Origin of the sequence: Kribbella sp. NPDC056951, assembly GCF_042674205.1 — a bacterium.
In the GTDB taxonomy this organism is placed as follows: domain Bacteria; phylum Actinomycetota; class Actinomycetes; order Propionibacteriales; family Kribbellaceae; genus Kribbella; species Kribbella yunnanensis.
In genome coordinates this window covers 647,279-668,862 of record NZ_JBHUQZ010000001.1, presented here as the reverse complement: position 1 = coordinate 668,862, position 21,584 = coordinate 647,279, and the positions used below count along the sequence as shown (strand labels likewise).

The following is a 21,584-nucleotide window of genomic DNA, read 5'->3' as shown; positions in this document are numbered from 1 at the left end:
GACACTCACCAACCTCCTCCGACAGCACTCGCCGGCAGGAGGTTGAGCGTGGTGGAGCAGGCCCCTCGGGAGTTGGTGAGTGGCGGCGGTCCGCGCCATGCGGTCTGGTTGTGTGGGAAGCAGGCAGACTGACGGCATGAGCAGCCCCGACGAGCAGGTCATCGTGGTCGACGCCGCCAACGTGATCGGTTCCCGCCCCGACGGCTGGTGGCGCGACCGCCCCGGAGCCGCCCGTCGCCTCCTCCTGAAGCTCGCCGACCTCCAGCAAACTCTCCCCGGCACCACCATCGCCGTAATCCTCGAAGGCGCCGCCCGCAAAGCCCTGGACGGCGACCCCCTAGACCTGGCCCCGCTCCGCGTAATCCTCGCCCCCGCCTCCGGCGACGACAAGATCACCGAGGTAACCGCCGACTACCTGTCCCCCACCACCCCACCCGCCGTCACCGTAGTAACCGCCGACCGAGGCCTCCGCCAACGAGTACAACCCCTAGGCGCCACCACCACCGGCCCCAGCTGGCTCTGGACCCAACTAGACAACCTCTAGCCCCACCTCACTTCCCGCGTCCGCCCATTCGCGATCTGCGGAAGAACAGGACGTATAGACCTACTGGGTGTCGCCGGCACGCTCACGTCCGACAACCGGGTACGCCGACAGGCCGTATACGTCCTGTCCGTCGGAAGATTCAGCGGGCGCCGCAGGACTACCCCTCGCTCTGCGACGGGAACGATGTCGCGAAGGACACGTAGTAGTGCCCCGCCAGCGCCCCGGACGCTGGCCTCCAGGCGTGGAGACTGCAGCGCCACTCGACTACTACGTGTCCTTACCGACGTCGAAGGACACGTAGTGCCTCGCCGGCGACCTGGGCGCCGACTTCCAAGCGCGGAGACCGCCGCGCCACCGGACTACCTCAGGTCGGTGCCGACATCCGCGGGGTCAGTCGAGGAGCCAGCCGTTGTGTTCGGCGATGTGGATGGCGTCGGAGCGGGTTCGGGCGCCGGTCTTGCCGATGGCCGACCAGAGACGGCGGCGGACTACGCGCTCGGAGACATGGAGCGACCGAGCGATCATCGCGACCGAACCACCGTCACGGGCCGCGCGGAGAGTGTCGGTCTCGTCGTGGCTCAGCGGGGTGTCGGAATACCTGAGTGACTCGGCGGCGAGGTTGGCGTCGACGACTCGCAGACCCAGGTGCACCCGACGGACAGCATCGGCCAGTTGCGGTGCCGGCGACCCCTTGAGCGCGAACCCCTTGGCACCTGCCTCCAGCCCACGCCGAAGGTGATTCGGACGGCCGTACGTGGTGAGGATGACGACCCGGCACTCAGGGATCAGCGTGCGGAGCTCGGTGGTGACGGAGATGCTGGCGGTCCCCGGTCCGGCGGCGTCCAGCAGAGCGACGTTCGCACGGTGCTGTTTGGCGGCACCGACGACATCGTCGGATCTGTTGATCTCGGCAACGATCTTGAGGTCGCGTTCGCGCTCCAGACCGTTCCTGAGGACGCCTCGGCTGAGGATCTGGTCGTCGACCAGCAACAGCCGGATGGGGTCGGGCAAACGAGCCTCCGGGGTCACCGTCCGGGCGCCGGGGAAGTGCGTCCGGGAGATAGTGGGCAGAACGTCGGTTCCAGATCATGAAGGCCGCCGCCGCACCCCGTCCAGATCAACGCGGCATCTCTACCAGATTGCGACCAGATCGCGACCGCCCCGGCACCCCCAGTCACCCGGCCCAGGGGCGCCGTGTCGCTCACCCGCAACAAGGCGACGCCGCATCGCCCACCCTGGACCAGAGTTCGGCCGGGCCACGTCATGCACCCGTCACCCGAGTGGGGCCCGTGCCACTCACCCCTGACCCGAGTGAGGCGGCGCCACTCACGCGGACCCGGTGGGCTGCTCGCTCATTCCCTCGACGAGGGCAGGCGTATGCCACTCGCCCCAGACCAAGAGGAGGCCGCGTCGCTCACCCCGCCGAGGCCGAGTCCCTCAACCGTCACGAGGGCGGTCCGTGCCGCTCACTCCAGATCGGGCTGAGGCTGGGGCATCACCCCCGACCAGTGTTCGGATGTGCCACCAATCGGAGCGCGAACGGACGTGGAAGAGCCGGGTCAGCGGCGCTGGCAACCCGACCGACGCGGGTGGGCGGCGTCGGTGGGTCCGGGCAACCCGACCGACGGATGCGGGTGGGGGACGTTGGTGGTCCGGGCAACCCGACCGACGGAGGCGGGTGGGCGGCGTCGGTGGGTGCGGGGTGATTCGACGGATGGGCTCAGGTGGCGGGGCAGGTAATCGGATTGCTGGTTGGTTGGGGTGGCCGGGACGATGCTGGTATGACCATCAGGCTGCTTGATCCGGAGGACTCGGCGGCGATGGATCAGTGGTACGAGCTGATGGTCGCGGTCGGTCGGCATGATCTGCCGGGCTTGCCTGCGCCGAGCCGGCGGCAGCACTTGGGGCGTTTTGAGCGGCCGGCGCCGGAGGTGAGCGAAGAGGTGCTGGTGGCTTGGGACGGGGGTCGGGTGGTGGGGGTCGCGTCGTATCAGCTGCCTCAACTGGAGAATCTGGGTCTGGTCTATTTGGAACTGATGGTGCATCCGCGGTACCGGCGGCGTGGGGTTGGGAGCGGGTTGCTGGAGGGGGTTTATGCGGCTGCTCGTCGGCGTGGTCGGAGGTTGATCGAGGTGCAGGCGGTTCGCGGGCTGCCGGGTGGGGTTGCGCGCGATGAGGCTGGATATCGGTATCTGACCGGCCGCGGTCATCGGGCGGGGTCGACCAGTCTTCGGTCGCATTGCTGGGTCGCGGATCGTTCGGGCGATGACGAGGAGTTGCTTGCTGAGGCGTGGACTCATGCGGAGGGGTACTCGCTGGTGCAGTGGCGCGATGTGGCACCTGACGATGTCGTCGAGGATGTGGCGGCATTGCAGAGTCGGCTTATGGTCGACGCGCCATCGGGTGAATTGGCGGTCGAGCAGCAGGTGTATGACGTGGGGCGGGTACGTCGGCAGGAAGCGTCTGAGCTGAGTCGCGGCTATCGGTCGTATTCGACTGCCGCCCGGTGCGACGCGACTGGTCAGGTCGTTGCTCGGACCAAGCTGGCGTTCGAGACGGAGGATGATGCTCGCGCTCGGCAGCGAGTCACGATCGTCGAGCCGGCTCACCGGGGTCGACGTCTGGGGTTGATCGTCAAGGCGGCTAATCACGCGTATGCGCGTTCGCAGGAACCTCCGCTCCGCGTGATCGAGTCCTGGAATGCCGAGGACAACACTCATATGCGTGCGGTCAACGCGCTGCTCGGGTTCCACGCAGTCGACAGCTGGTCGGTCTTCCAGTTCCCGGTCCCGAGCGCCTGACCAAGCTCCAACCTGACGCCTCCGAGGCGAGGCTCTGAACCGCGTGTCGAGACAGGCAGAGCTGCTCGAGTAGCGAACCGCTGTGTGCCGGTAAGACCTGACGAGGTGCCCGCGTCGCGAGATGGGGCGCGCGGAGCCGAGGTGGCGGCGGTCGCGGCAGCAGGGTGATGCGGTCGTGGGGCGCGGCGCTCATGGCGGGCCGCGGCCGTACGTGGTGTGCCTGTGCGTGGTGCGCCGTGCGTCGTGTGCCTGTGCGTGGTGCGCCGTGCGTCGTGTGCCTGTGCGTGGTGTGGACACGGGATGCGGCGGGCTGGGATGGGCGCTCGGTGAGGTGAGGGTGTTGCGGGGCTGGGGCGATGGGGGTGGTGCCTTACGGCGGTGGGTTGGGGAGGGGGCCTGCTCGGGAGGTGGTGGTGAGGGTTTGGGTTGGGAGGAAGGGGAGGGGGATGGGGAGGGAGACCTGGATTGTGACGTCGGTGGGGGTTGGGGTGCAGGCGGTGAGGGTGACGTTGTTCGCGGTGGCTGTTTGGGCTGCGGTTTGGCAGGGGGTGGTGGTTAGTGAGTAGGCGGCGCTGAGGGCTGTTAGGTCGGCTGCGGCGGCTAGTTGGTGGCGGGCTGTGGAGATGGCGGCCCAGAGGATTGCGGTGGCTAGGGCGGTGCTTAGGAGGAGACAGGCGGTTAGGACGTGGATGGTGCCGCTGCCTTGGTCGGAGCGTGTGCGGCGGGGTGATCGGGTGGGGTTGGTTCTCTGTCGGTGGCGGGCTGGTGGGGTGTGGGGGTGCGGGTGGGGGCTAGTCATGGGGTGGGCGCGGTTGGTTCGGGGTGGAGGGTGGATTGGGCGGATTGGGTGGGGGTGGGGAGGAAAGGGAGGAAGGGTCTTGGGGTGGCTTTGACGGCTACTTGGATGGTGGGGGTTGTTTGGTAGGTGACGGTTGATGCGGGTGGGGTGATTTGGTGGATGAGGGATTGGATGTCGGCGGGGGATTCGCCGCGGGCCAGGGCTCGGGCTATGTCTCGGGAGGCGTCTATGCATTGGAGGTGGGTGGTGACTACGCCGATGCACCAGATGCCGGCTAGGAGGAGGGTTAGTAGGAAGGGGAGGACTATTGCGGTTTCGGTGGTGATGGCGCCGCGTTGCGTGCGGGTCTGAGGCATAGGGGTCCATCGGGTGGGCGAGTGCGGTTGGCCGGCCGCCGGAGGGGCGGCCGGCCTTGGGGGTGGAGCGCGGGCTCGGTTGGAGCGCCGGGCCTACTTAGGACGATGAGCTCTTGGAGCTCTGGGGCTTTAGAGCGTTGGGGTTCTTAGAGTTCTAGGCCTTCTACGCCGGCGAGTTTTAGGGCGTAGTTGATGAGGGCCTTTAGGGCGTTGAGCATGACGTCGGACTTGAGGAGGGAGACGAGGATTCCGCCTAGGCCGCAGGCGGCGACGATGGTTACGGCGTATTCGGCGGTGGCGGCGCCTCGCTCGGAGGGGGTGCGGAAGCGGCGGGGGCGGCGGGCGGGGGTGTTGGGGTGGGACATTGAGGGGCCTCCTGGGTTGGTGTTCTTGTCAAGAAGATGCAGGGGGAAACGGGTTGGTGGGAAAGAAGTTCGGGGCTGTGGACAACTGGTTGCCTTGGGCATCTTTAGGGGTGGGTCAGGTAGGGGATCAGGGCGTCGGCGATGGTGGGGACTATCGAGAGCAGGACGAAGGCGGGTAGGAAGCAGAGGCCTAGGGGGAGGGCTGAGCGGGACTCGATGGTGCGGGCGTGTTGGTCGGCGGTGTGGTGGTGGGCTTGGCGGGTGTCGTTGGCTAGGCGTTCAAGGGTTCGGGAGAGGGGTGCGCCGGAGGTTAGGGAGCGGTCGATGGCTCGGGCTACGGCGGCGCACGGGGGTTCGGCGTGGAGGAGGGACCAGGCGTCTTGGGGATTGGCGCCGAGGGTTAGGCGGTGGGCGATCTCGGCGAGGAGGTCGCCTAGTGGGCCTTGGATGGCTGTGGCGACAGTGGTCAAGGCTTGTTGGGGTGGGCGGCCGGCTCTTAGGCAGGCGGCTAGGAGTTCGATGGTTAGGGGGAGGTCGTTGGCGATGGCTGCGCGTCTCCGTTTGGCGGCGGCTGGTTCTAGGCGGGACAGGGATCGCGGGATGAGGTAGTACGCGGCAGCGGCTGGCAGTAGTCCCCACGGTGGGGTGATGAGGATTAGTAGGGCGCAGGCGGCTGTGGCGGCTACTAATCGGTGAGCTCGGGGTGGGCTGGCTCGAGCGGCATCGGTGGGTTGTAGGCGTCGGAGGTTGGCGGGGGTGCGGAAGAGGAGGGTGGTGCAGAGGGCGGCTGCGGTGGCGGCTAGGAATGTAGTTGTCATGGGCAAGGGGTTTGCGTTGCTAGGCGGGTGGTCCAGTGGAGGCCTAGGGCGGTGAGGGCTAGGCCGCTGGTGAGACATAGCCAGCCGGGTGGGGTGGTGGTGAGGAACGTCAAGGGGTGTGCGCCGAGGGAGTAGCCGAGTGCGATTCCGAAGAGGGGGAGGGTGGCGAGGATTCGGGCTGAGGAGCGGGCGCCGGCTAGGCCTGCTGCGGTTTGGCGGTGGATGGCTTCGTTGGCGCGGAGGGAGTCGGCTAGGCGTTCGGTGAGGGTGGCGAAGGCGGCACCGGATTCCTCGGCTACGCGCCAGGTTGCTGCTAGTGCGCGGAGGCCTTCGCTGCCTGGGGATCGGGCGACTTGCTCGAGGGCTGTTGGGACGTCGCTGCCTAGCTTGGCTGCGGCGTGGGCTGGGCGGAGGTCGGGGGCGATGGTGGCGGCGCCGCCTAACGCGTCGATGGGTGGGCGGCCTGCTGCCAGGTCGGCGGCTAGTACGTCCAGGGCTTCGATGACGGTGGTACGGCGGGTTGTGGCGGCTGCTTGTCGTCGGTGTTGTTCTCGCTGGAGCCAGGCGAGGGTGGTGATGGCGGCGATTGCTGCGGTGGAGAAGAAGACTGGTGGGCCGAGGGCGAGCAGGACGAGTGCGGCTGCTGGGACGAGCAGGAGGAATCGGCGGCGGGTGGAGAGGCGGGTGGCGGTCGGGCGATGTGGAGTGGTGGTCAAGCGGCGCAGGGGGTGGAGCGGGAGTGGGAAGAGGAGGTGGAGGGCTAGCAGAGAGCAGAGGGTGGCGAGGAAGCGGCTCATGCGAATCCTTGAGAGGAGTGGTCAGGCGAGGGATGAGCGCTTGGGGTGGGGCGACGGGTGGAGGTGAGCTGCCTACGGGGGCAGGCCGCGGCCTTGGGGGCAGCTGGGTGAAGTTGTGCCGGCAGGCTGAGGCCTGCCTGCCGGGGTTAGGCGGCTTTAGGGGTTGGGTGGGTGACGAGGGTGGCGGCGGGGTGGAGGGTGGGTGGGCCGGTTGGGGGGAAGTCGACGGCGGGGCGGGTGATTACTTCGCCGGTGGGGAGGCGGTCCAGGACGTGGATTGAGGTGAGGCGGCGTTGGCCGGTGGGGGTTTTGGTCAGGTGGATTACGGCTTGTAGGGCTGAGGCGAGTTGGCTGTGGATGGCTTCTCGGGGGAGGCCGGCCAGGGCTCCTAGGGCTTCTATGCGGGCTGGGACGTCGGTGGGTGAGTTGGCGTGGATGGTGCCGCAGCCGCCTTCGTGGCCGGTGTTCAGGGCGGTGAGCAGGTCGACTACTTCGGCGCCTCGGACTTCGCCGACGATGAGGCGGTCGGGGCGCATGCGGAGGGCTTGGCGGACTAGGTTGCGGAGGGAGATCTCGCCGGTGCCTTCGACGTTGGGTGGGCGGGCTTCCAGGCGGACGACGTGGGGGTGGTCGGGGCGGAGTTCGCTGGCGTCTTCGACTACGAGGAGGCGCTCGTTGGGATCTGTGGCGGACAGGAGGGCGCTCAGGAGGGTTGTTTTGCCGGTGCCGGTGCCGCCGCTGATGAGGAAGGCGAGACGGGAGACCAGGAGATCTCGGAGGAGCGCGGCGCCTTCGGGTGGAAGGGAACCGGCTTCGACCAGTGAGTCGAGGGTGAAGACTTTGCGGGCGGGGACTCGGAGCGACAGACAGGTGCCTGGGGCTGCGATCGGGGCTAGGACAGCGTGGAAGCGAGTGCCGTCCTGGAGGCGTACGTCGACGTACGGGGTGGCGTCGTCGAGTCGGCGGCCGGCGGCAGCGGCGAGGCGGGTGGCTAGGCGGCGGATAGCGGCGTCGTCGCCGGTGTGAACGAAGACGCGTTCCAGGCCGGAGCCGCGGTCGAGGTAGACCTCGTCGGGGCCGTTGACGAGGATGTCGGTGACGCCTGGTTCGGCGAGGAGGCTGTCGAGTGGGCCGGCGCCCAGCGCCTCGCGGTGCAAGGCAGCAACGACTGCGAGGACGGTGGAGTCGCCGTACACACCGCCGTCGGCACGCAGTGCGGCGGCAACCCGCGCTGGGGTTGGCTCGCCGCCTTGCACGGCGAGACGGTCGCGGACGCGGTCGAGGAGATCGGCGGAGATGATCATAAGAACAGATCGAGGAGAGTGCCGGCAGCTCGGGCCAACGAGCCTCTGGGGTTGGGGTCGAAGCGGCCCTGATCCATCGCCACGGGGAGATCGCGCTCATCGGCGACAACAGTTGCCAAGGGCAAGGATAGATGCGCCGCGGCCTCGGCGGCGGGGATGGCCTGACGGCGGCTCGAGCGGGCGATGACGCGGAGATCTCCGGCGACCTCAGCGAGTGGACCGACCAGGCGTTTTGCTGCAGCAAGGGAGCGAATGTCGCACGGGACGACGAGCAGGGTTGCGGTCGCACGGACGAAGGCTTCCTCGACAGCGGGGTCGGGTCGGCGCGGCAGGTCCAGGACCACCAGGTCATTACTGCACTGGGCGGCGTTGAGAACCGAGCGCATCGTCTCCGGCGGCAGCGCGGTGACGTCGGACCGATCCCACGACAGCACCGGAAGGCCGTTGGCTGTCGGCAAGGCGGAGCGAAGGGCGGCAGCACTCACCCGGCCGGCGGCACTCAACAACTCAGGCCAGCGTTGACCGGGATCGCGTTCGATGCCGAGAGCAAGCTCAATTCCACCACCCAGTGGATCACCGTCGATCAGCATGGTTCGCAGACCACGGCGATTGCCGGAGAGCGCAACGGCGGCGGCCATGGTGGTGGCCCCCGCTCCCCCGCAACCGCCGACGAAGGCGAGCGTGACAGCCGATCGGCTGCGGCCGTCCAAGGTGTCGACCAGTCGACCGGACAACGCGACCTCGTCGGCAGGTAGCCGGAACACTGCTTCCGCGCCGACATCGAAGGCGTGGCGATACAGCTCATCCGAGACCGAGCCCGATCCGGCCAGTACGACGCCGGTACGTCGTACTGGCGTGGTGCGGGCCAGTCCCGCGACCAGGTCGTCGCCGACGATCACCAGCGGGTAGTTGAGCCAACTGCGTCGCAGGCCGTGCAGATCTCGCTCGACGAGCGGTGTGATCGAAGCGGCCGCGGCGAGCCGGAGCAGGTCGTCAAGCAGTCGTTCGTTGGTAGTTGCCATGAGCACCGATGGGCGAAGCACTGTGGGGTCCATGCCAAGAAGATGCAGTCGTCACCGGCGTTCCGGACGGCCCACTACTGCCCTGTGGACAACGGATTGTCGGCTTTCCGCCAGCAGCGGGTATCCGCCACAGTGAGCCCGCGACCAACTCGGCGGAAACAGTTACCGTTCCTTTCGAAGTGTCTTTAACTAAATTTCACCGGACGCTTTTCCCCGCCCCAGTTCCGGAGGACCGCCCCATGAGTCGATTGCGTTTTCTCACTGCGACGGCCGCAGTGGCCGCTACCGCCCTGGTCACTGCTGCCGGCGTCTCGCTCGCGAGTGCCGAGCTGCCATCCGCCGCCCCGGCCACGCAGGCCGACGTGATGGCACCGGCCGCGGCCGGCGGCGTCAAGACCGCCTACTTCACCCAGTGGGGGATCTACGCCAACGGGTTCTACCCGAAGAACCTGATCACCACCGGCGCCGCCGCCAAGCTGGACTTCCTGAACTACGCGTTCGCGAACATCCACCCGACCAACCACACCTGCTTCATGGCCAACCAGGCCGCGTCGCAGGACGAGAACAACCCGAACGCCGGTGACGGTGCGGGTGACGCGTTCGCCGACTACGGCAAGTCCTACGGCGCCGACATCAGCGTCGACGGTGTCGGTGACGTGTGGAACCAGCCGATCCAGGGCAACTTCAACCAGCTGAAGAAGCTGAAGGCCAAGCAGCCGAACCTGAAGATCCTGATCTCGATCGGTGGCTGGACCTACTCGAAGTACTTCTCCGACGCAGCGTCCAGTGACTCCAAGCGGAAGACGTTCGTCACCTCCTGCCTGAACATGTTCATCAAGGGCGACCTGCCGGTGATCGACGGCTTCGGCGGTGCGGGCAGCGCGGCGAACATCTTCGACGGTGTGGACCTCGACTGGGAGTACCCCGGTTCGCCGAACGGCCATGTGGGCAACCACTACAGCGCTGCGGACAAGCAGAACTTCACACTGCTGCTGGCCGAGTTCCGGTCGCAGCTCAACGCGCTCGGCAGCGCCAACGGCAAGCGCTACTACCTGACCGCCGCCACACCGGCCGGGCAGGACAAGATCGCCACGATCGAGACCGACAAGATCGGGCAGTACCTCGACTACAACAACGTGATGACGTACGACATGCACGGTGGCTGGGATGCCACCGGGCCGACGAACTTCCAGGATCCGCTGTACCAGGCGCCGAACGACCCGAGTAACCCGATCCCACCCGGTACGGCGAAGTACTCCGTCGACGGTGCGGTCAAAGCGTGGACCACGGGCGATCCGGCGTACGGCATCCCCGGTGGGTTCCCGGCGAACAAGCTGACCATCGGCTACCCGTTCTACTACCGCGGCTGGAAGGGCGTGCCCAGCACTGCCAACGGCAAGTACCAGACCGCGACCGGACCGGCTGACGGACATGCCTTGAGTGGCAACGTTCCTGGCGTTTCCTTCTACAAGGAGCTGACCGGCTTCGTCGACAACCCGTCCGCCACCTTCTGGGACGACACCACGAAGTCGTCGTGGTTCTACCAGGGCGGCACCTTCTGGACCGGTGACAACCAGCAGTCCATCAAGGCGAAGGCGGACTACGCGCACTGCAAGGGTCTGGCCGGCGCAATGATGTATTCGATGGAGGCGCTCGACGCAGGCGTCACGCTCTTCAACCACGTCGTGAACGCGGTCAACGCGGACACCCCAGGCTGCAGCGGCCCCACGCCGACCCCGACGCCCACTCCTACACCCACCCCGACGCCGACTCCCACGCCGACCCCGACACCTACTCCCACCCCGACTCCGACGCCCCCGACGGCCACCCCGTGGGCGCCCAACACGTCGTACGCAACCGGTGCACTGGTGAGCTACAACGGCCTTACCTACAAGTGCATCCAGGGCCACACGTCCCTGACCGGTTGGGAGCCGCCGAACGTCCCCGCACTCTGGGGCAAGGTCTGATCACGTCCCGCCCTCTGATCGGAGCAACATGAAACGCATCTCGATGGCGATCGCAGCCATCACCGCAGTAGTGCTCGCACTTCTTGTCGCACCGGCCGCGAACGCGGCCGGGGTCAATGCGACCTTCACGAAGGTGTCTGACTGGGGCAGCGGCTTCGAGGGCAAAGTAACCATCAAGAACGACACCACTAGCTCAGTGAGCACGTGGTCGGTGGCACTCGACTTCCCGTCGGGCTACTCGATCTCAAGCTCGTGGGACGCCACGCGGAGCAGCAGTGGGCAGACCCACACGTTCACTCCGCCCAGCTGGGCCGGACCGCTGGCACCCGGCGCCAGCGTCACCTTCGGCTTCAACGGCAGCCCGGGCAACTTCCCCGGTCTGGCAGCCTGCCGGCTGAACGGTGGCTCCTGCTCCGGCGGTGGCCCGGTCACTCTCCCGGGTGCACCGAGCGGACTGTCCGGTACGTCGACCGCCTCGACCGTGAGCCTGTCCTGGTCCGCGGCCAGTGGTGCAGCCAGCTACAACATCTACCGCAACGGCGCGAAGGTCGGTACGTCGACCGGTACGGCGTACACGGACTCCGGTCTCACCGCCAGCACGAGCTACAGCTACCAGGTGAGCGGTCAGAACAGTGCGGGCGAAGGCCCGAAGACCGGATCGATCTCGGTCACCACGAAGGCCGGTACCGACCCGGTCGGCAGCCGGCGGGCAGCGCCGTACCTGTACATGGGCTGGGGCGACCCGCCCAACCCGCAGACCGTCATGAACGCCACCGGCATCAAGTGGTTCACCATGGCGTTCATCCTGTCGTCCGGCGGCTGCAACGCGGCCTGGGACGGTACGCGACCGCTGCAGGGCAGTGCGGACGCCACTGCGATCTCGCAGATCCGTGCGGCCGGCGGCGACATCGTGCCGTCGATCGGTGGCTGGAGTGGTAACAAGCTCGGCCCGAACTGCAGCACACCGGAGGCACTGGCCGGTGCGTACCAGCAGGTCATCAACGCCTACAACCTGAAGGCAATCGACATCGACATCGAGAACTCCGACGAGTTCGAGAACGAGGTGGTCCAGGACCGCATCCTGAACGCCCTCAAGATCGTCAAGCAGAACAACCCGGGGATCCAGACGATCCTCACCTTCGGTACGTCGACCACCGGCCCGAACTACTACGGCAACCGGCTGATCGAGCGGTCGCAGGCCTTGGGCGCCAACATCGACGTCTTCACGCTGATGCCCTTCGACTTCGGCAGCTCGAACATCTACAACGACACCGTCGGCGCCTCGACGGGTCTGAACAACAAGCTGAAGTCCGTCTTCGGCTGGACCACCGCCCAGGCCTACGCGCACCAGGGCATCTCCGGCATGAACGGTCTGTCCGACCAGCAGGAGATGACGACGACGGCGACCTGGCAGAACATCACCAACTGGGCCAAGACCAACGGCCTGGCCCGGCTGGCGTTCTGGTCCGTGAACCGGGACCGCGGCTGCGCAGGCGGCGGCGTGGTCTCCAACTGCAGTGGTATCGCCCAGCCCGACTGGGAGTTCACCCGCATCACTGCAGGCTTCTGACGGTCTGTACGGCGGGTGCTCGTCAGGGGCACCCGCCGTACCGGCTCAGGTCGAGACGACTGGGCGGGACCGGACAAACGTCCGGAACCGCTCAGCAGCAGGTGTCAGCTGTGCCCGGAGTCGCCAGGTCATCCCGATCTCGCGGCGTGACTGGACTCCGGCCAGCGGCACCGCCACCGCGCCACTGTCGCTGCCGCGGACCGCACTCGACGGCAGAACTGCCACACCGAGCCCGGCACCGACCAGACTGTCGATGGTGTTCAGGTCGGTGGCCTCGAACGCCAGTCGCGGCACGAAGCCCGCAGTACGACACAGCTCGTCGGTGATCCGCCGAAACCCGAACCCTGGTTGCAGACCAACGAAAGGCTCGTCCGCGGCCGTAGCCAGCTCTACGCGACGCCGGGAAGCCAACGGGTGTCCGGGCGGGACGTGCAGCGCCAGCCGTTGCTGCTCGAGCGGGTGCCAGCCGAACCGCTCCGGATCCGGCCTGGGCGCCGTGAGACCGATATCCGCATCACCATTCTCGAGGTCCTCGACGATGCCGGTCGACGGCCCCTGCCGCAGCGCGAACTCAGCACTGGGGCCTACCGCCCGGAACGCCTTCAGCAGATCCGGCAGCAGACTCGTGGCCACCGAGTGCAGGAACGCCAGCCGCACAATCCCCGACTCCGGATCGAGCAGCTCATCGATCCGATGCTGAGCACGGTCGACGGCCGCTGTCCCCGCGCGAGCCGCCTCCAGCACGATGCGACCGTACGGATTCAGGCGCAGCCCGCGATGCTCACGCTCGAACAGCGGTACGCCGAACGTCTCCTCGACCCGGCGCAGCGACCGGGACAGATTGGGCTGGCTGGTACCCAACACCGTCGCCGCAGCGGTGAGGTGTTCGGCCTCCGCGAGTACGGCGAACCAACGCAGATCCTCGACATGCATACGGATATCGTATCTATTTCTGCTGAGATCGACATTTTACGTATCACCGCGATCGTGGCACCGTCGAAGACATGCACCAATCTGTCGCAGTCGGCTACCGGCCCGGAGACGCGGCGTACCGCCGGCTCTCAGTGGCACTGTTCGCAGCCGGGCTGGCGACCTTCGCCCTCCTCTACAGCACCCAACCGCTGCTCCCCGACCTGTCCGAGTCGTTCCACGTCTCCCCCAGCCAGAGTGCGTTCAGTGTGTCGTTCGCGACATTCGGCCTCGCTCTGGCGCTGCTGGTGGTCGGACCGGCGTCAGAGGCGATCGGCCGAACCACTCTGATGCGTTGGTCGGTCGCCGGTACGTCGCTCTTCGCACTACTCGCCGCGTTCGCGCCCACCTGGCATGCGCTGCTCGCACTGCGCGGTCTGCAAGGGATAGCGATGGCCGGTCTGCCAGCTGTAGCTATGGCCTACCTGCGCGAGGAGGTCCACGCCGACAGCCACGCACGCGCCAGCGGCCTCTACATCGCCGGTACGGCGGTCGGTGGCATGTCCGGCCGTCTTGTCGCCGGCGGCTTGGCCGACCTCGGCGGATGGCGGTTCGGAGCCGCCGGAATCGCCGTACTGGGACTGGTCTGCGCAGCAGTCGTCTGGTGGCTTCTGCCGTCGTCGCAGAACTTCCGTCCAGGGTCCGCACGCCCGTTCTCCGGCCGGATACTGCGAGACCCCGCACTACTTGCGCTGTATGGAATCGCAGCCACTGCTATCGGCGGATTCGTCGCGGTCTACAACGGCGCAGTGTTCCGGCTGTCAGGTGAGCCCTACCTCTTGAGCGCCGGCGCCTCCGGACTGGTCTTCTGCGTCTACCTGCTCGGATCGGCCGGCTCTGCAGGCGCCGGACTGCTGGCCGACCGCTTCGGACGACGCGCCGTCGTACCAGTGGGCTGTCTGATCACCCTGGCCGGCGTAGCGATCACTCTGGCCGCACCGCTACCACTCATCGTGCTTGGACTGGCAGTACTGACAGCAGGGTTCTTCGCAGTCCACGGAGTCGCCAGTGGCTGGGTTCCAGCCCGAGCACACGCCGCAGGTATCGGAACCGGCCAGGCCTCGAGCATGTACGTGTTCTCGTTCTACCTAGGCTCATCCATCTTCGGCGGTCTAGCCGGTACGGCGTGGAGTCGCGCAGGCTGGAGTGGTGTCGCAGTCGAGGCCGGCGTGCTGTTCGCAATCGCTCTGGTGTTGTCACTGGCCCTGAAGGCTGTTCCTAGACTGGACACGTGACCAAGGCGACGGATGCGGCTGACCAGCTCGGACTGAACTACGAAATGACCCAGCACGGCCCGGTGAACTCACTGGAGGAGGCCGCCGCGGCGAGGGGTATCGAACCGGCCAAACTGATCAAGACGATCGTGGTGCGGCTGGCGGACGACGACTACCGGTTCATCCTGGTCCCGGGCGACCGTGAGATCGCCTGGCCGAAGCTGCGCACGCTACTCGGCGTCAAGCGGATGTCCATGCCAGACAAAGACACCGCCTTCGCAGTGACTGGCTACCTCCGCGGCACGATCACCCCGCTGGGCAGCACGCACGCCTGGCCGGTCATCGCCGACGAGCGCATCACGGGCACCATCTCCATCGGCGGTGGCGACTTCGGCACTGGCATCACAGTGGACGCCGACGAGCTTGCGAAGGCCCTCAACGCGACAGTCGCCGATGTGACCGACTGAACCGACGGGGTGGGTGAAAGCCCACCCCCATGAGTGGTTGAAGGGCCATGCCCCGGAGCGCTGATCCCCGGTTGGCTGGAGACATGACAACCACCGTGGATCGTCCGGTCCGGGTCGGGAAACCAGCCGTCTGGGCGCTTGCCTTGCTGGCAGCCGCCACCGGTACCCTCGAGTCGGTAGTGACACCGACGCTCCCACTCCTGCAACGCGAACTGTCGATGAGCCCCGCCCAAGGCGCACTGCTCAGCATCACGATGCTCATCACCGGCGCCATCATCACTCCCATCGCTGGCAACCTCGGTGACCGCTTCGGCAGCAAGTGGGTCATGGTTCGGCTGATGGCGGTGGTGGCGACCGGTGGCCTGGTGTCCGCGCTGGCACCGAACCTGCCGGTCCTGCTGCTCGGCCAGGTGCTGGAGGGCGCCATGGTCGGCGCGATGCCACTCTCGTTCATCCTGGTCCGCAAGCACCTCCCAGCGGGAGAGTCCGCGGTGGCCATCGGGGTGGTCAGCGGCATGTTCGTCGGCGGCGGCATGCTGGGCACGTTGATGGCCGGTCCGATCGCGGAGGGGGTGTCGCGGCACTGGATGTTCGCGATCCCGACGCTGGCCATCGTCATCACGACCCTGGCCGTCCACCGACTGATGCCGAGCGATCCGCCGGCCCGGTCGGACGCCCGGATCGACTGGCCCGGTGTAGTACTGCTGAGCGGCATCTTGGTGACGCTCATGGCCGTACTCCAGGTCGCACCCAACGCCATCGACCAACCGCTCCTACTCAGCGCCCTCGTCGTACTGCTGGCCGGTCTGGTGACCGGATGGATCCGGGTGGAGCGCCGTGCCGCCGCACCGATGATCGATCTGCGCCTGCTGGCGAAGCCTGCGCTGTGGAGCTCCTACGTGATCACCTTCGCCGTCTGCGTCGGCACCGCGGTAGCGACCTACCTCGTGCCACAGCTGTTCGACGTGTCCGCGGACGGGTACGGCTTCGGGGCAAGCTCCACCGACATCGGCCGGTACCTGTTGCCCAGCGCCATCGCAGCGGCGGTCAGCGGTCCGCTCGGTGGGCTCGCAGTACGGCGCTTCGGCTCGAGTGCCGTGCTCGCGACCGGAATCGGCATCATGACGACCGCACTGTTCACCCTGGCGTTCGTACACACCGAGGTGTGGCATCTCGTCGTCGGCAAAGCACTGATCGCCCTGGCGAGTGGCGTCTGCATCACGGCAATGGTGGTCAAGACCGCCGACGCGGTCGACGAGGAGAGCACCGGCATCGCCACGAGTCTGGTGCTGGTGACGCGCGTGCTCGGCTTCGCCTTCGGCGTACAGGTCAGCGGCTCCATCCTCGACGCCGGGAAGCTCCCCGGTACGACGGTCCCGGCTGAATCGGCGTACAGCACCGGCTTCGTCATCGCCGCCACCGTCACCGCACTGTCCCTGTTGGTCATCCGCACACTGCGCAAGGGAGTCAAAGCATGAAGGCCCTGATCTCTGGAGCAAGTATCGCCGGGCCCGCCCTGGCGTACTGGCTGAACCGCTACGGCTACACAGTCACGGTGGTGGAGCGTGCGGGCGCACCACGCAGCGGTGGCTACCCCATCGACATCCGCGGCACCGCACTGGAAGTCGTGCGGCGAATGGGGATCCTCCCGCAGCTGCAGGACACCAAGATCGACCTGCGGCGGATCACCTTCCTCAACGAGGACGGCAGCACGATTGCCTCAGCCAATCCGCACGCCGTTACCGGCAGCGACGCCGGACAGGACCTGGAGGTACGGCGCGGAGACCTGACCAAGGCCTTGTACGCCGTGGTGCGTGACGACGTGGAGTTCGTCTTCGACGACTCGATCGAGTCACTCGACCAGTCCGACCGCGGAGTCGACGTCACCTTCACCAGTGGTGGCACAGGGACGTTCGACCTGGTGTTCGGCGCGGACGGTCTGCACTCGCGGACCCGGGAACTCCTGTTCGGTCCCGAAGAGCAGTTCCTGCACTACCTCGGGTACTGCTTCGCTGGGTTCAGCATGCCCAACACCTTCGGCCTCTCCGACGAGGTGGTCATGTGGAACACCCCAGGCAGAGCTGCGGCTGTCTATGCCGTCGGCGACGACGAGGTGCACGCCCTGCTGACCGTCGCAGAACCACAACCAGAGCCGTCACCAGACCTGATCGCTGAGACCTTCAGCGACGCGGGCTGGGAAGTGCCGCGCATGCTGACAGCGCTCCGCGACGCGGATGATCTGTTCGTCGACACCGTCAGCCAGATCCGGATGCCGCACTGGTCCAGAGGCAACGTGGCGCTGGTGGGCGACGCGGCCTACGCACCGTCGTTTCTGACTGGGCAGGGCACCAGCCTGGCGCTGGTCGGCGCGTACAGGCTCGCGCACTCCGTAGCCAACGAGGGATTGGCGGCGTACGAAAGCAGCAACCGCGCGTTCGTGACCGCGAACCAGGGCAAGATCGGTGTGGGAGACGCCAAGCTGATCCCCACCACCAGTCAGGCACTGGAACAACGCAACGCGATGCTGCGCAACTTAAACCAGTAGGCCTCGCTGTCCGGCGCGGAGGCCTGCTTGGAAGCGCGTGGTGGCGTCGAGGGCTCTGAGGATGCGCTGCATGCGTCGTTCGACGGTTCGTTGGGCTACTCCGAGTCGGCGGGCGATGGCCTGGTCGGTCAAGCCAGCGGCGGCCAGCGAGAGCAGCTGCTGGTCCTCGAAGCTCAGCGGCCCGTCCGATGGTGTCGGGGACAGCGGACTGCCCTGGTGCCAGAGGAGGTCGAAGAGGCGGAGCAGTCCGTCGAGCAGGCTGGACGGACCGACCTCGACGATCACGTCGTGGCTGGTCGGCAGCAGCGCCATCCGGCGATCGACGACCAGCATCTTGAGCGGTACGTCGCGCAACATCCGGCAACCGGTGGACCGGGCTGCCATCAGATCGGTCGGCTCGGACAGCGAGTCCATGTCGAAGATCGTCCGGTACGTGACGCCGTGCGCCCGACGCGCCTCGACAGGCACGACGACGTACGGCGGTCGATCCAGCACCAGCACTTCGTCCTGGGCGCACTGCTGCGCCTGGTAGAACCGCTGGGCGACCGCTTCGACGCCACGAATCACTGTGAACGCGTCATGCCGGGCTCTGAACTCGGCAGTCAGCACAGAGGCACCGACTCGGGCTTCGACGATGGCTGCCTGTTTCCGCAGCGCCAGTAGCTCGACTGCTGCTTCAGGGACCGCTGGGAAGTACCGGGCTGGCCTCCCGGGCATGCGAGAGGCCAGCCCGAGAGACAGCAGTGACCGCAGGTGCCGGCTGACCCGAGTGGCCGGCCAGCCGGTGTCGTTCGCCAGGTCTGTCGTTGTGGACTCCGGGCGGGCCAGAAGCGCCCGATAGAGCTGCTCGTCCTCCGAGCAGACACCGAGCGCTTCCAGCACCGGAGCGGGGCGGTAGTTGTGCATCAGGGCAGGGCGTGGACGTGGGAGCCGACCTGATTCGCGAACGCGTTGCCGTTCAACGCATCCCAGTTGGTCGACCAGGTCATCGCACCGCGCAGCGTCGGCCAGGGGGTGGTCGGCTTGTAGCTGCCGCAGTTCGTACCGCGCGCCAGACAGTCCAGCGCGTTGTTCACGATCGTCGGCGAGACATAGCCACTACCAGCGGCCCGTGTCGACGCAGGCAGGCCCAGACCGACCTGGTCGGGACGCAGACCGTTCTGCAGCATGATGCAGGCCTGCGCGGTGATGAAGTCGACCGAGCCCTGTGAGTACACCTGTCCGTTGCAGCCGTTCATCGAGCCGGAGTTGTAGTACTGCACGTTGACGATGGTCAGGATGTCCTTGATCGCCAGCGCGAGTTTGAAGTACTCGAACGTGGTCGCCTGCATGTCGATCGTCTGCGGCGCCATGGTGATGATGAGGCCGCTACCGAACTGACTCTGCAGGCTGCGCAGCGCCTGTCCCATGTACTGCGCGTTGACGCCGTTCTCGAGGTCGATGTCGATCCCGTCGAAGCCGTACTCGCGCAGCACGCTCAGCGAGGTGCTGGCGAAGTTGGCCGCCGCAGTGGCGTTCGCAACCGAGATCGTCCCGTTCTGGCCACCGACCGACAGGATGACCTTCTTCCCGGCCGCCTTCTTCGCCGCGATGTCGGACTTGAACTGCGCGACCGTGTAGCCGCCCAGCCCTGCGCTGTCGAGGTTGAACGTGATCCCACCCGGCCGAGCGGCATCCGCGTCGGCGAAGGCGACCGCGATCAGGTCGTACGCCGCCGGCACGTCAGAGATCTTCTGGACGGTCGCACCGTTGTTGAAGTTCTGCCAGTACCCGGTCAGCACGTGCTTGGGCAGGCTCCCACCCGGATTGGTCGGCCCACTGGTCGTCGTCCCCGAGACCGAGGCGCCGTACGGCGAGCAGTTGCCGCTGGGGTCACACGCCCGCACCTTGAAGCTGTACGTCGTCGTCGGGCTCAGCCCGGTCGCCGTCCAGTTGGTGACGTTGCCGACGCTCTGCGCGGCCTCAGTCCCGCGTACGACGTCGTAGTGGTCGATGCCATTCGCATCTGTCGCGGCTGACCAGTTGAGCTGCAGCGAGCTGGACGTCGGGCTGCCGACGGTCAGTCCGCCCGGAGTGGACGGCGGAGTGGTGTCCGGCGTACCGCCCGGGCCATCCAGTACGACGTCATCCGCGCCGTACGGCGGTAGTCCGTACCAACCGTGCAGGTAGATGGTCACCGACGTGGCCGAGGCGCTGGTGGTGAAGGGGACGGTCAGCTGACTCCAGGAGCTGCTGGTCGTCCAGGTCGACGCTCCCCCGTCCACGCCGAGGTAGACGTTGGACCCGGTCACCCACGCCGACAGCGTGTACGCCGTACTGGGGCGGACCGAGATCGTCTGGCTGCAGCGTCCGATGTCGGAACCGCTGGGGGCCGACTGCAGTCCGTAGGAACCGGAGTGGGCGGAGCTGGTCACACTGCCGGCGGCACACTGCCAGCCGGACAGCGTGCCGGACTCGAACGAGCCGTTCACGACGAGGTTGGTGGCGGCATGTCCGGTCGCGGGGACCAGGACTAGACCCATGAGGGCGAGGACAAGGGCGATCAGGCTGGTGATGACCGCTGCCTGGGGGCGGCGTGCAGGCGGTTTCATGATTAGAAACTGTGGCTGCGTAACTACATTGTCAAGACCCTGCATAAAGTGAACGCGCTCTCACGCTGAGGAAACTGAAAAATATACAGATTCTGTACAGTGGAACGCGCTTCCCGCGAGAGCCCGCAGAATGGAACCTCGAAACTTTCAAACGCTCCATCGCGTCGGCGAGAGCGACCTGCAGGAGGAAAGGCGACGGCCCCCGGCGGGGGGGTGACCGGGGGCCGTCTTCGGCCACGGGCTCGGGGGGAGGAGCCGGGGGCCGTTCAGGAGGCGACAGTCTGCCACTGTCAGGGGGTATGTACCCCCCAAGTCTGGATCTCACACATCTCAGTTCTGTTGCAACCAGATGCGCACTTCCCAGGCGTCGCGGCCGGTGAACCGACCGTTGCGACCAGTACCACTGTCACACTGATCAACAGTCTAACGGGAGAGTCGCCAACACAAAAGCCCGGGTCGCCCGGCGTTTCTCCCGGATGCCTATCCTCGACCTCATGGAGCACGCCGAACAGCCCTCTGAGACCGCCCGATCGGCCGCCTTCTTCGATCTGGACAAGACCATCATCGCGCGCTCGAGCACGCTCGCTTTCTCCCGGCCGTTCTACGCCGGCGGGCTGATCAACCGGCGCGCCGTGTTACGCAGTGTGTATGCCCAGTTCGTCTATCTGCTCGGCGGCGCCGACCACGACCAGATGGAGCGGATGCGCGAGTACCTGTCGGCGATGTGCACCGGCTGGGACGTCGGGACCGTGAAGGCGATCGTCGCCGACACCCTGCACCACATCGTCACGCCGATGATCTTCGAGGAGGCCGTCGAGCTGATCGACCGGCACCACGCGGCCGGCCGGGACGTGGTGATCGTCTCGTCGTCCGGCGCCGAGGTGGTCGAGCCGATCGGGGCGATGCTCGGCGCCGACAAGGTGATCGCCACCCGGATGGTAGTTGCCGACGGCAAGTACACCGGCGAGATCGCGGACTATGCCTACGGGCCGCACAAGGAGACCGCGATCCGGGCGCTGGCCGCGACCGAGGGTTACGACCTGGCGGCCAGCTACGCCTACTCCGACTCGATCACCGACGAGCCGATGCTGGCCGCGGTCGGGCACCCGTTCGCCGTCAATCCGGACAAGGCGCTGCGCCGGCTGGCGCAGTCGCGAGACTGGCCGGTACTGGATTTCAGCGAGCCGGTGGGCCTCACCGAGCGTTCCCGTCTCAAGGATGTACGGCGTCCCGCACTGGCCGCCGGCGTGGTCGCGGGGATCGCTGCCGGGGCCTTCCTGCTGGCATCCAGGCGGCGTGGCAGATCATCGGTTGAGTAGCTGAAAGCTGAAGTTTGCTTCATTCTTCTCAACTCCATGAACACCGCGCTTACCCTTCACAGGAAGGGATTTCAGGAGTACAAAGGAAGCACAAAGGATCTTCGGATCCGGTAGAGATTGCACGGCGATCCGGCAC

At 66.8% G+C, this 21,584-nt stretch carries 20 protein-coding genes; 9 read left to right on the top strand and 11 right to left on the bottom strand.

Annotated elements, in window-relative coordinates:
- Positions 1-136 precede the first annotated feature (136 nt).
- Positions 137-544, top strand: a complete 408-nt coding sequence (locus tag ACFTSF_RS03240) for a hypothetical protein (RefSeq protein WP_380152240.1) — start codon at positions 137-139, stop codon at positions 542-544.
- A 390-nt stretch (positions 545-934) separates the two neighbouring features.
- Here ACFTSF_RS03240 and ACFTSF_RS03235 read toward each other — a convergent pair whose 3' ends face one another.
- Positions 935-1,555: a response regulator transcription factor gene (locus tag ACFTSF_RS03235; protein WP_344152873.1), complete on the bottom strand. Its 621-nt coding sequence runs from the start codon at positions 1,553-1,555 to the stop codon at positions 935-937.
- A gap of 770 nt (positions 1,556-2,325) precedes the next feature.
- Here ACFTSF_RS03235 and ACFTSF_RS03230 point away from each other — a divergent pair.
- Complete coding sequence (locus ACFTSF_RS03230; RefSeq protein WP_380152239.1) at positions 2,326-3,345, top strand: GNAT family N-acetyltransferase; 1,020 nt, start codon at positions 2,326-2,328, stop codon at positions 3,343-3,345.
- Between the two features lie 370 nt (positions 3,346-3,715).
- Here the strand turns inward: ACFTSF_RS03230 and ACFTSF_RS03225 are convergent, their stop codons facing one another.
- From ACFTSF_RS03225 to ssd, 7 genes are all read right to left on the bottom strand, one after another.
- Positions 3,716-4,144, bottom strand: a complete 429-nt coding sequence (locus tag ACFTSF_RS03225) for an Rv3654c family TadE-like protein (RefSeq protein ID WP_380152238.1) — start codon at positions 4,142-4,144, stop codon at positions 3,716-3,718.
- The gene (locus tag ACFTSF_RS03220) at positions 4,141-4,500 is read right to left on the bottom strand and encodes a TadE family type IV pilus minor pilin (protein WP_380152237.1); all 360 of its coding nucleotides are present in this window, start codon (positions 4,498-4,500) and stop codon (positions 4,141-4,143) included. Before ACFTSF_RS03220 ends, ACFTSF_RS03225 begins: the two co-directional genes overlap by 4 nt.
- 146 nt (positions 4,501-4,646) lie before the next feature.
- Positions 4,647-4,865 carry a DUF4244 domain-containing protein gene (locus tag ACFTSF_RS03215; RefSeq protein WP_380152236.1) on the bottom strand — a complete coding sequence of 73 codons (219 nt, stop codon included), beginning with the start codon at positions 4,863-4,865 and terminating at the stop codon, positions 4,647-4,649.
- Between the two features lie 104 nt (positions 4,866-4,969).
- Positions 4,970-5,386 carry a type II secretion system F family protein gene (locus ACFTSF_RS03210; protein ID WP_380153074.1) on the bottom strand — a complete coding sequence of 139 codons (417 nt, stop codon included), beginning with the start codon at positions 5,384-5,386 and terminating at the stop codon, positions 4,970-4,972.
- 293 nt (positions 5,387-5,679) lie between these two features.
- Positions 5,680-6,480: a type II secretion system F family protein gene (locus ACFTSF_RS03205; RefSeq protein ID WP_380152235.1), complete on the bottom strand. Its 801-nt coding sequence runs from the start codon at positions 6,478-6,480 to the stop codon at positions 5,680-5,682.
- 146 nt (positions 6,481-6,626) lie between these two features.
- Complete coding sequence (locus ACFTSF_RS03200; RefSeq protein WP_380152234.1) at positions 6,627-7,784, bottom strand: TadA family conjugal transfer-associated ATPase; 1,158 nt, start codon at positions 7,782-7,784, stop codon at positions 6,627-6,629.
- Entirely contained in the window at positions 7,781-8,839 is a 1,059-nt protein-coding gene (gene ssd, locus ACFTSF_RS03195) for a septum site-determining protein Ssd (protein ID WP_380152233.1), read from the bottom strand. The genes ACFTSF_RS03200 and ssd overlap by 4 nt, the downstream gene beginning before the upstream one ends.
- A 206-nt stretch (positions 8,840-9,045) precedes the next feature.
- On the opposite strand from ssd, the gene ACFTSF_RS03190 reads away from it, so the two are divergent.
- Both ACFTSF_RS03190 and ACFTSF_RS03185 read left to right on the top strand, forming a co-directional pair.
- Complete coding sequence (locus ACFTSF_RS03190; RefSeq protein ID WP_380152232.1) at positions 9,046-10,773, top strand: glycosyl hydrolase family 18 protein; 1,728 nt, start codon at positions 9,046-9,048, stop codon at positions 10,771-10,773.
- A gap of 28 nt (positions 10,774-10,801) precedes the next feature.
- Entirely contained in the window at positions 10,802-12,343 is a 1,542-nt protein-coding gene (locus ACFTSF_RS03185; RefSeq protein WP_380152231.1) for a cellulose binding domain-containing protein, read from the top strand.
- A 45-nt stretch (positions 12,344-12,388) separates the two neighbouring features.
- Here the strand turns inward: ACFTSF_RS03185 and ACFTSF_RS03180 are convergent, their stop codons facing one another.
- Positions 12,389-13,276: a LysR family transcriptional regulator gene (locus ACFTSF_RS03180; protein ID WP_380152230.1), complete on the bottom strand. Its 888-nt coding sequence runs from the start codon at positions 13,274-13,276 to the stop codon at positions 12,389-12,391.
- 71 nt (positions 13,277-13,347) lie between these two features.
- Here ACFTSF_RS03180 and ACFTSF_RS03175 point away from each other — a divergent pair, with 71 nt between their 5' ends.
- The 4 genes from ACFTSF_RS03175 to ACFTSF_RS03160 all read left to right on the top strand — a co-directional run bounded on the left by ACFTSF_RS03175 (position 13,348) and on the right by ACFTSF_RS03160 (position 17,538).
- The gene (locus ACFTSF_RS03175) at positions 13,348-14,547 is read left to right on the top strand and encodes an MFS transporter (RefSeq protein WP_380152229.1); all 1,200 of its coding nucleotides are present in this window, start codon (positions 13,348-13,350) and stop codon (positions 14,545-14,547) included.
- Positions 14,544-14,993: an aminoacyl-tRNA deacylase gene (locus ACFTSF_RS03170; protein ID WP_380152228.1), complete on the top strand. Its 450-nt coding sequence runs from the start codon at positions 14,544-14,546 to the stop codon at positions 14,991-14,993. The genes ACFTSF_RS03175 and ACFTSF_RS03170 overlap by 4 nt, the downstream gene beginning before the upstream one ends.
- Before the next feature lie 83 nt (positions 14,994-15,076).
- Positions 15,077-16,471 (top strand): MFS transporter, encoded by a 1,395-nt coding sequence (locus ACFTSF_RS03165; protein ID WP_380152227.1) that lies wholly within the window; start codon positions 15,077-15,079, stop codon positions 16,469-16,471.
- Positions 16,468-17,538, top strand: coding sequence for an FAD-dependent monooxygenase (locus tag ACFTSF_RS03160; RefSeq protein WP_380152226.1), 1,071 nt, complete (start codon positions 16,468-16,470; stop codon positions 17,536-17,538). Before ACFTSF_RS03165 ends, ACFTSF_RS03160 begins: the two co-directional genes overlap by 4 nt.
- On the opposite strand, the gene ACFTSF_RS03155 is transcribed toward ACFTSF_RS03160, so the two are convergent.
- Positions 17,527-18,444, bottom strand: a complete 918-nt coding sequence (locus ACFTSF_RS03155; RefSeq protein WP_344152831.1) for a helix-turn-helix domain-containing protein — start codon at positions 18,442-18,444, stop codon at positions 17,527-17,529. The genes ACFTSF_RS03160 and ACFTSF_RS03155 overlap by 12 nt on opposite strands.
- On the bottom strand, positions 18,444-20,129 hold the full coding sequence (locus ACFTSF_RS03150; protein ID WP_380152225.1) for a chitinase: 1,686 nt from the start codon (positions 20,127-20,129) through the stop codon (positions 18,444-18,446). The genes ACFTSF_RS03155 and ACFTSF_RS03150 overlap by 1 nt, the downstream gene beginning before the upstream one ends.
- A gap of 494 nt (positions 20,130-20,623) precedes the next feature.
- On the opposite strand from ACFTSF_RS03150, the gene ACFTSF_RS03145 reads away from it, so the two are divergent.
- Positions 20,624-21,448, top strand: coding sequence for an HAD family hydrolase (locus ACFTSF_RS03145; RefSeq protein WP_344152825.1), 825 nt, complete (start codon positions 20,624-20,626; stop codon positions 21,446-21,448).
- The last annotated feature ends 136 nt before the right edge of the window (positions 21,449-21,584 follow it).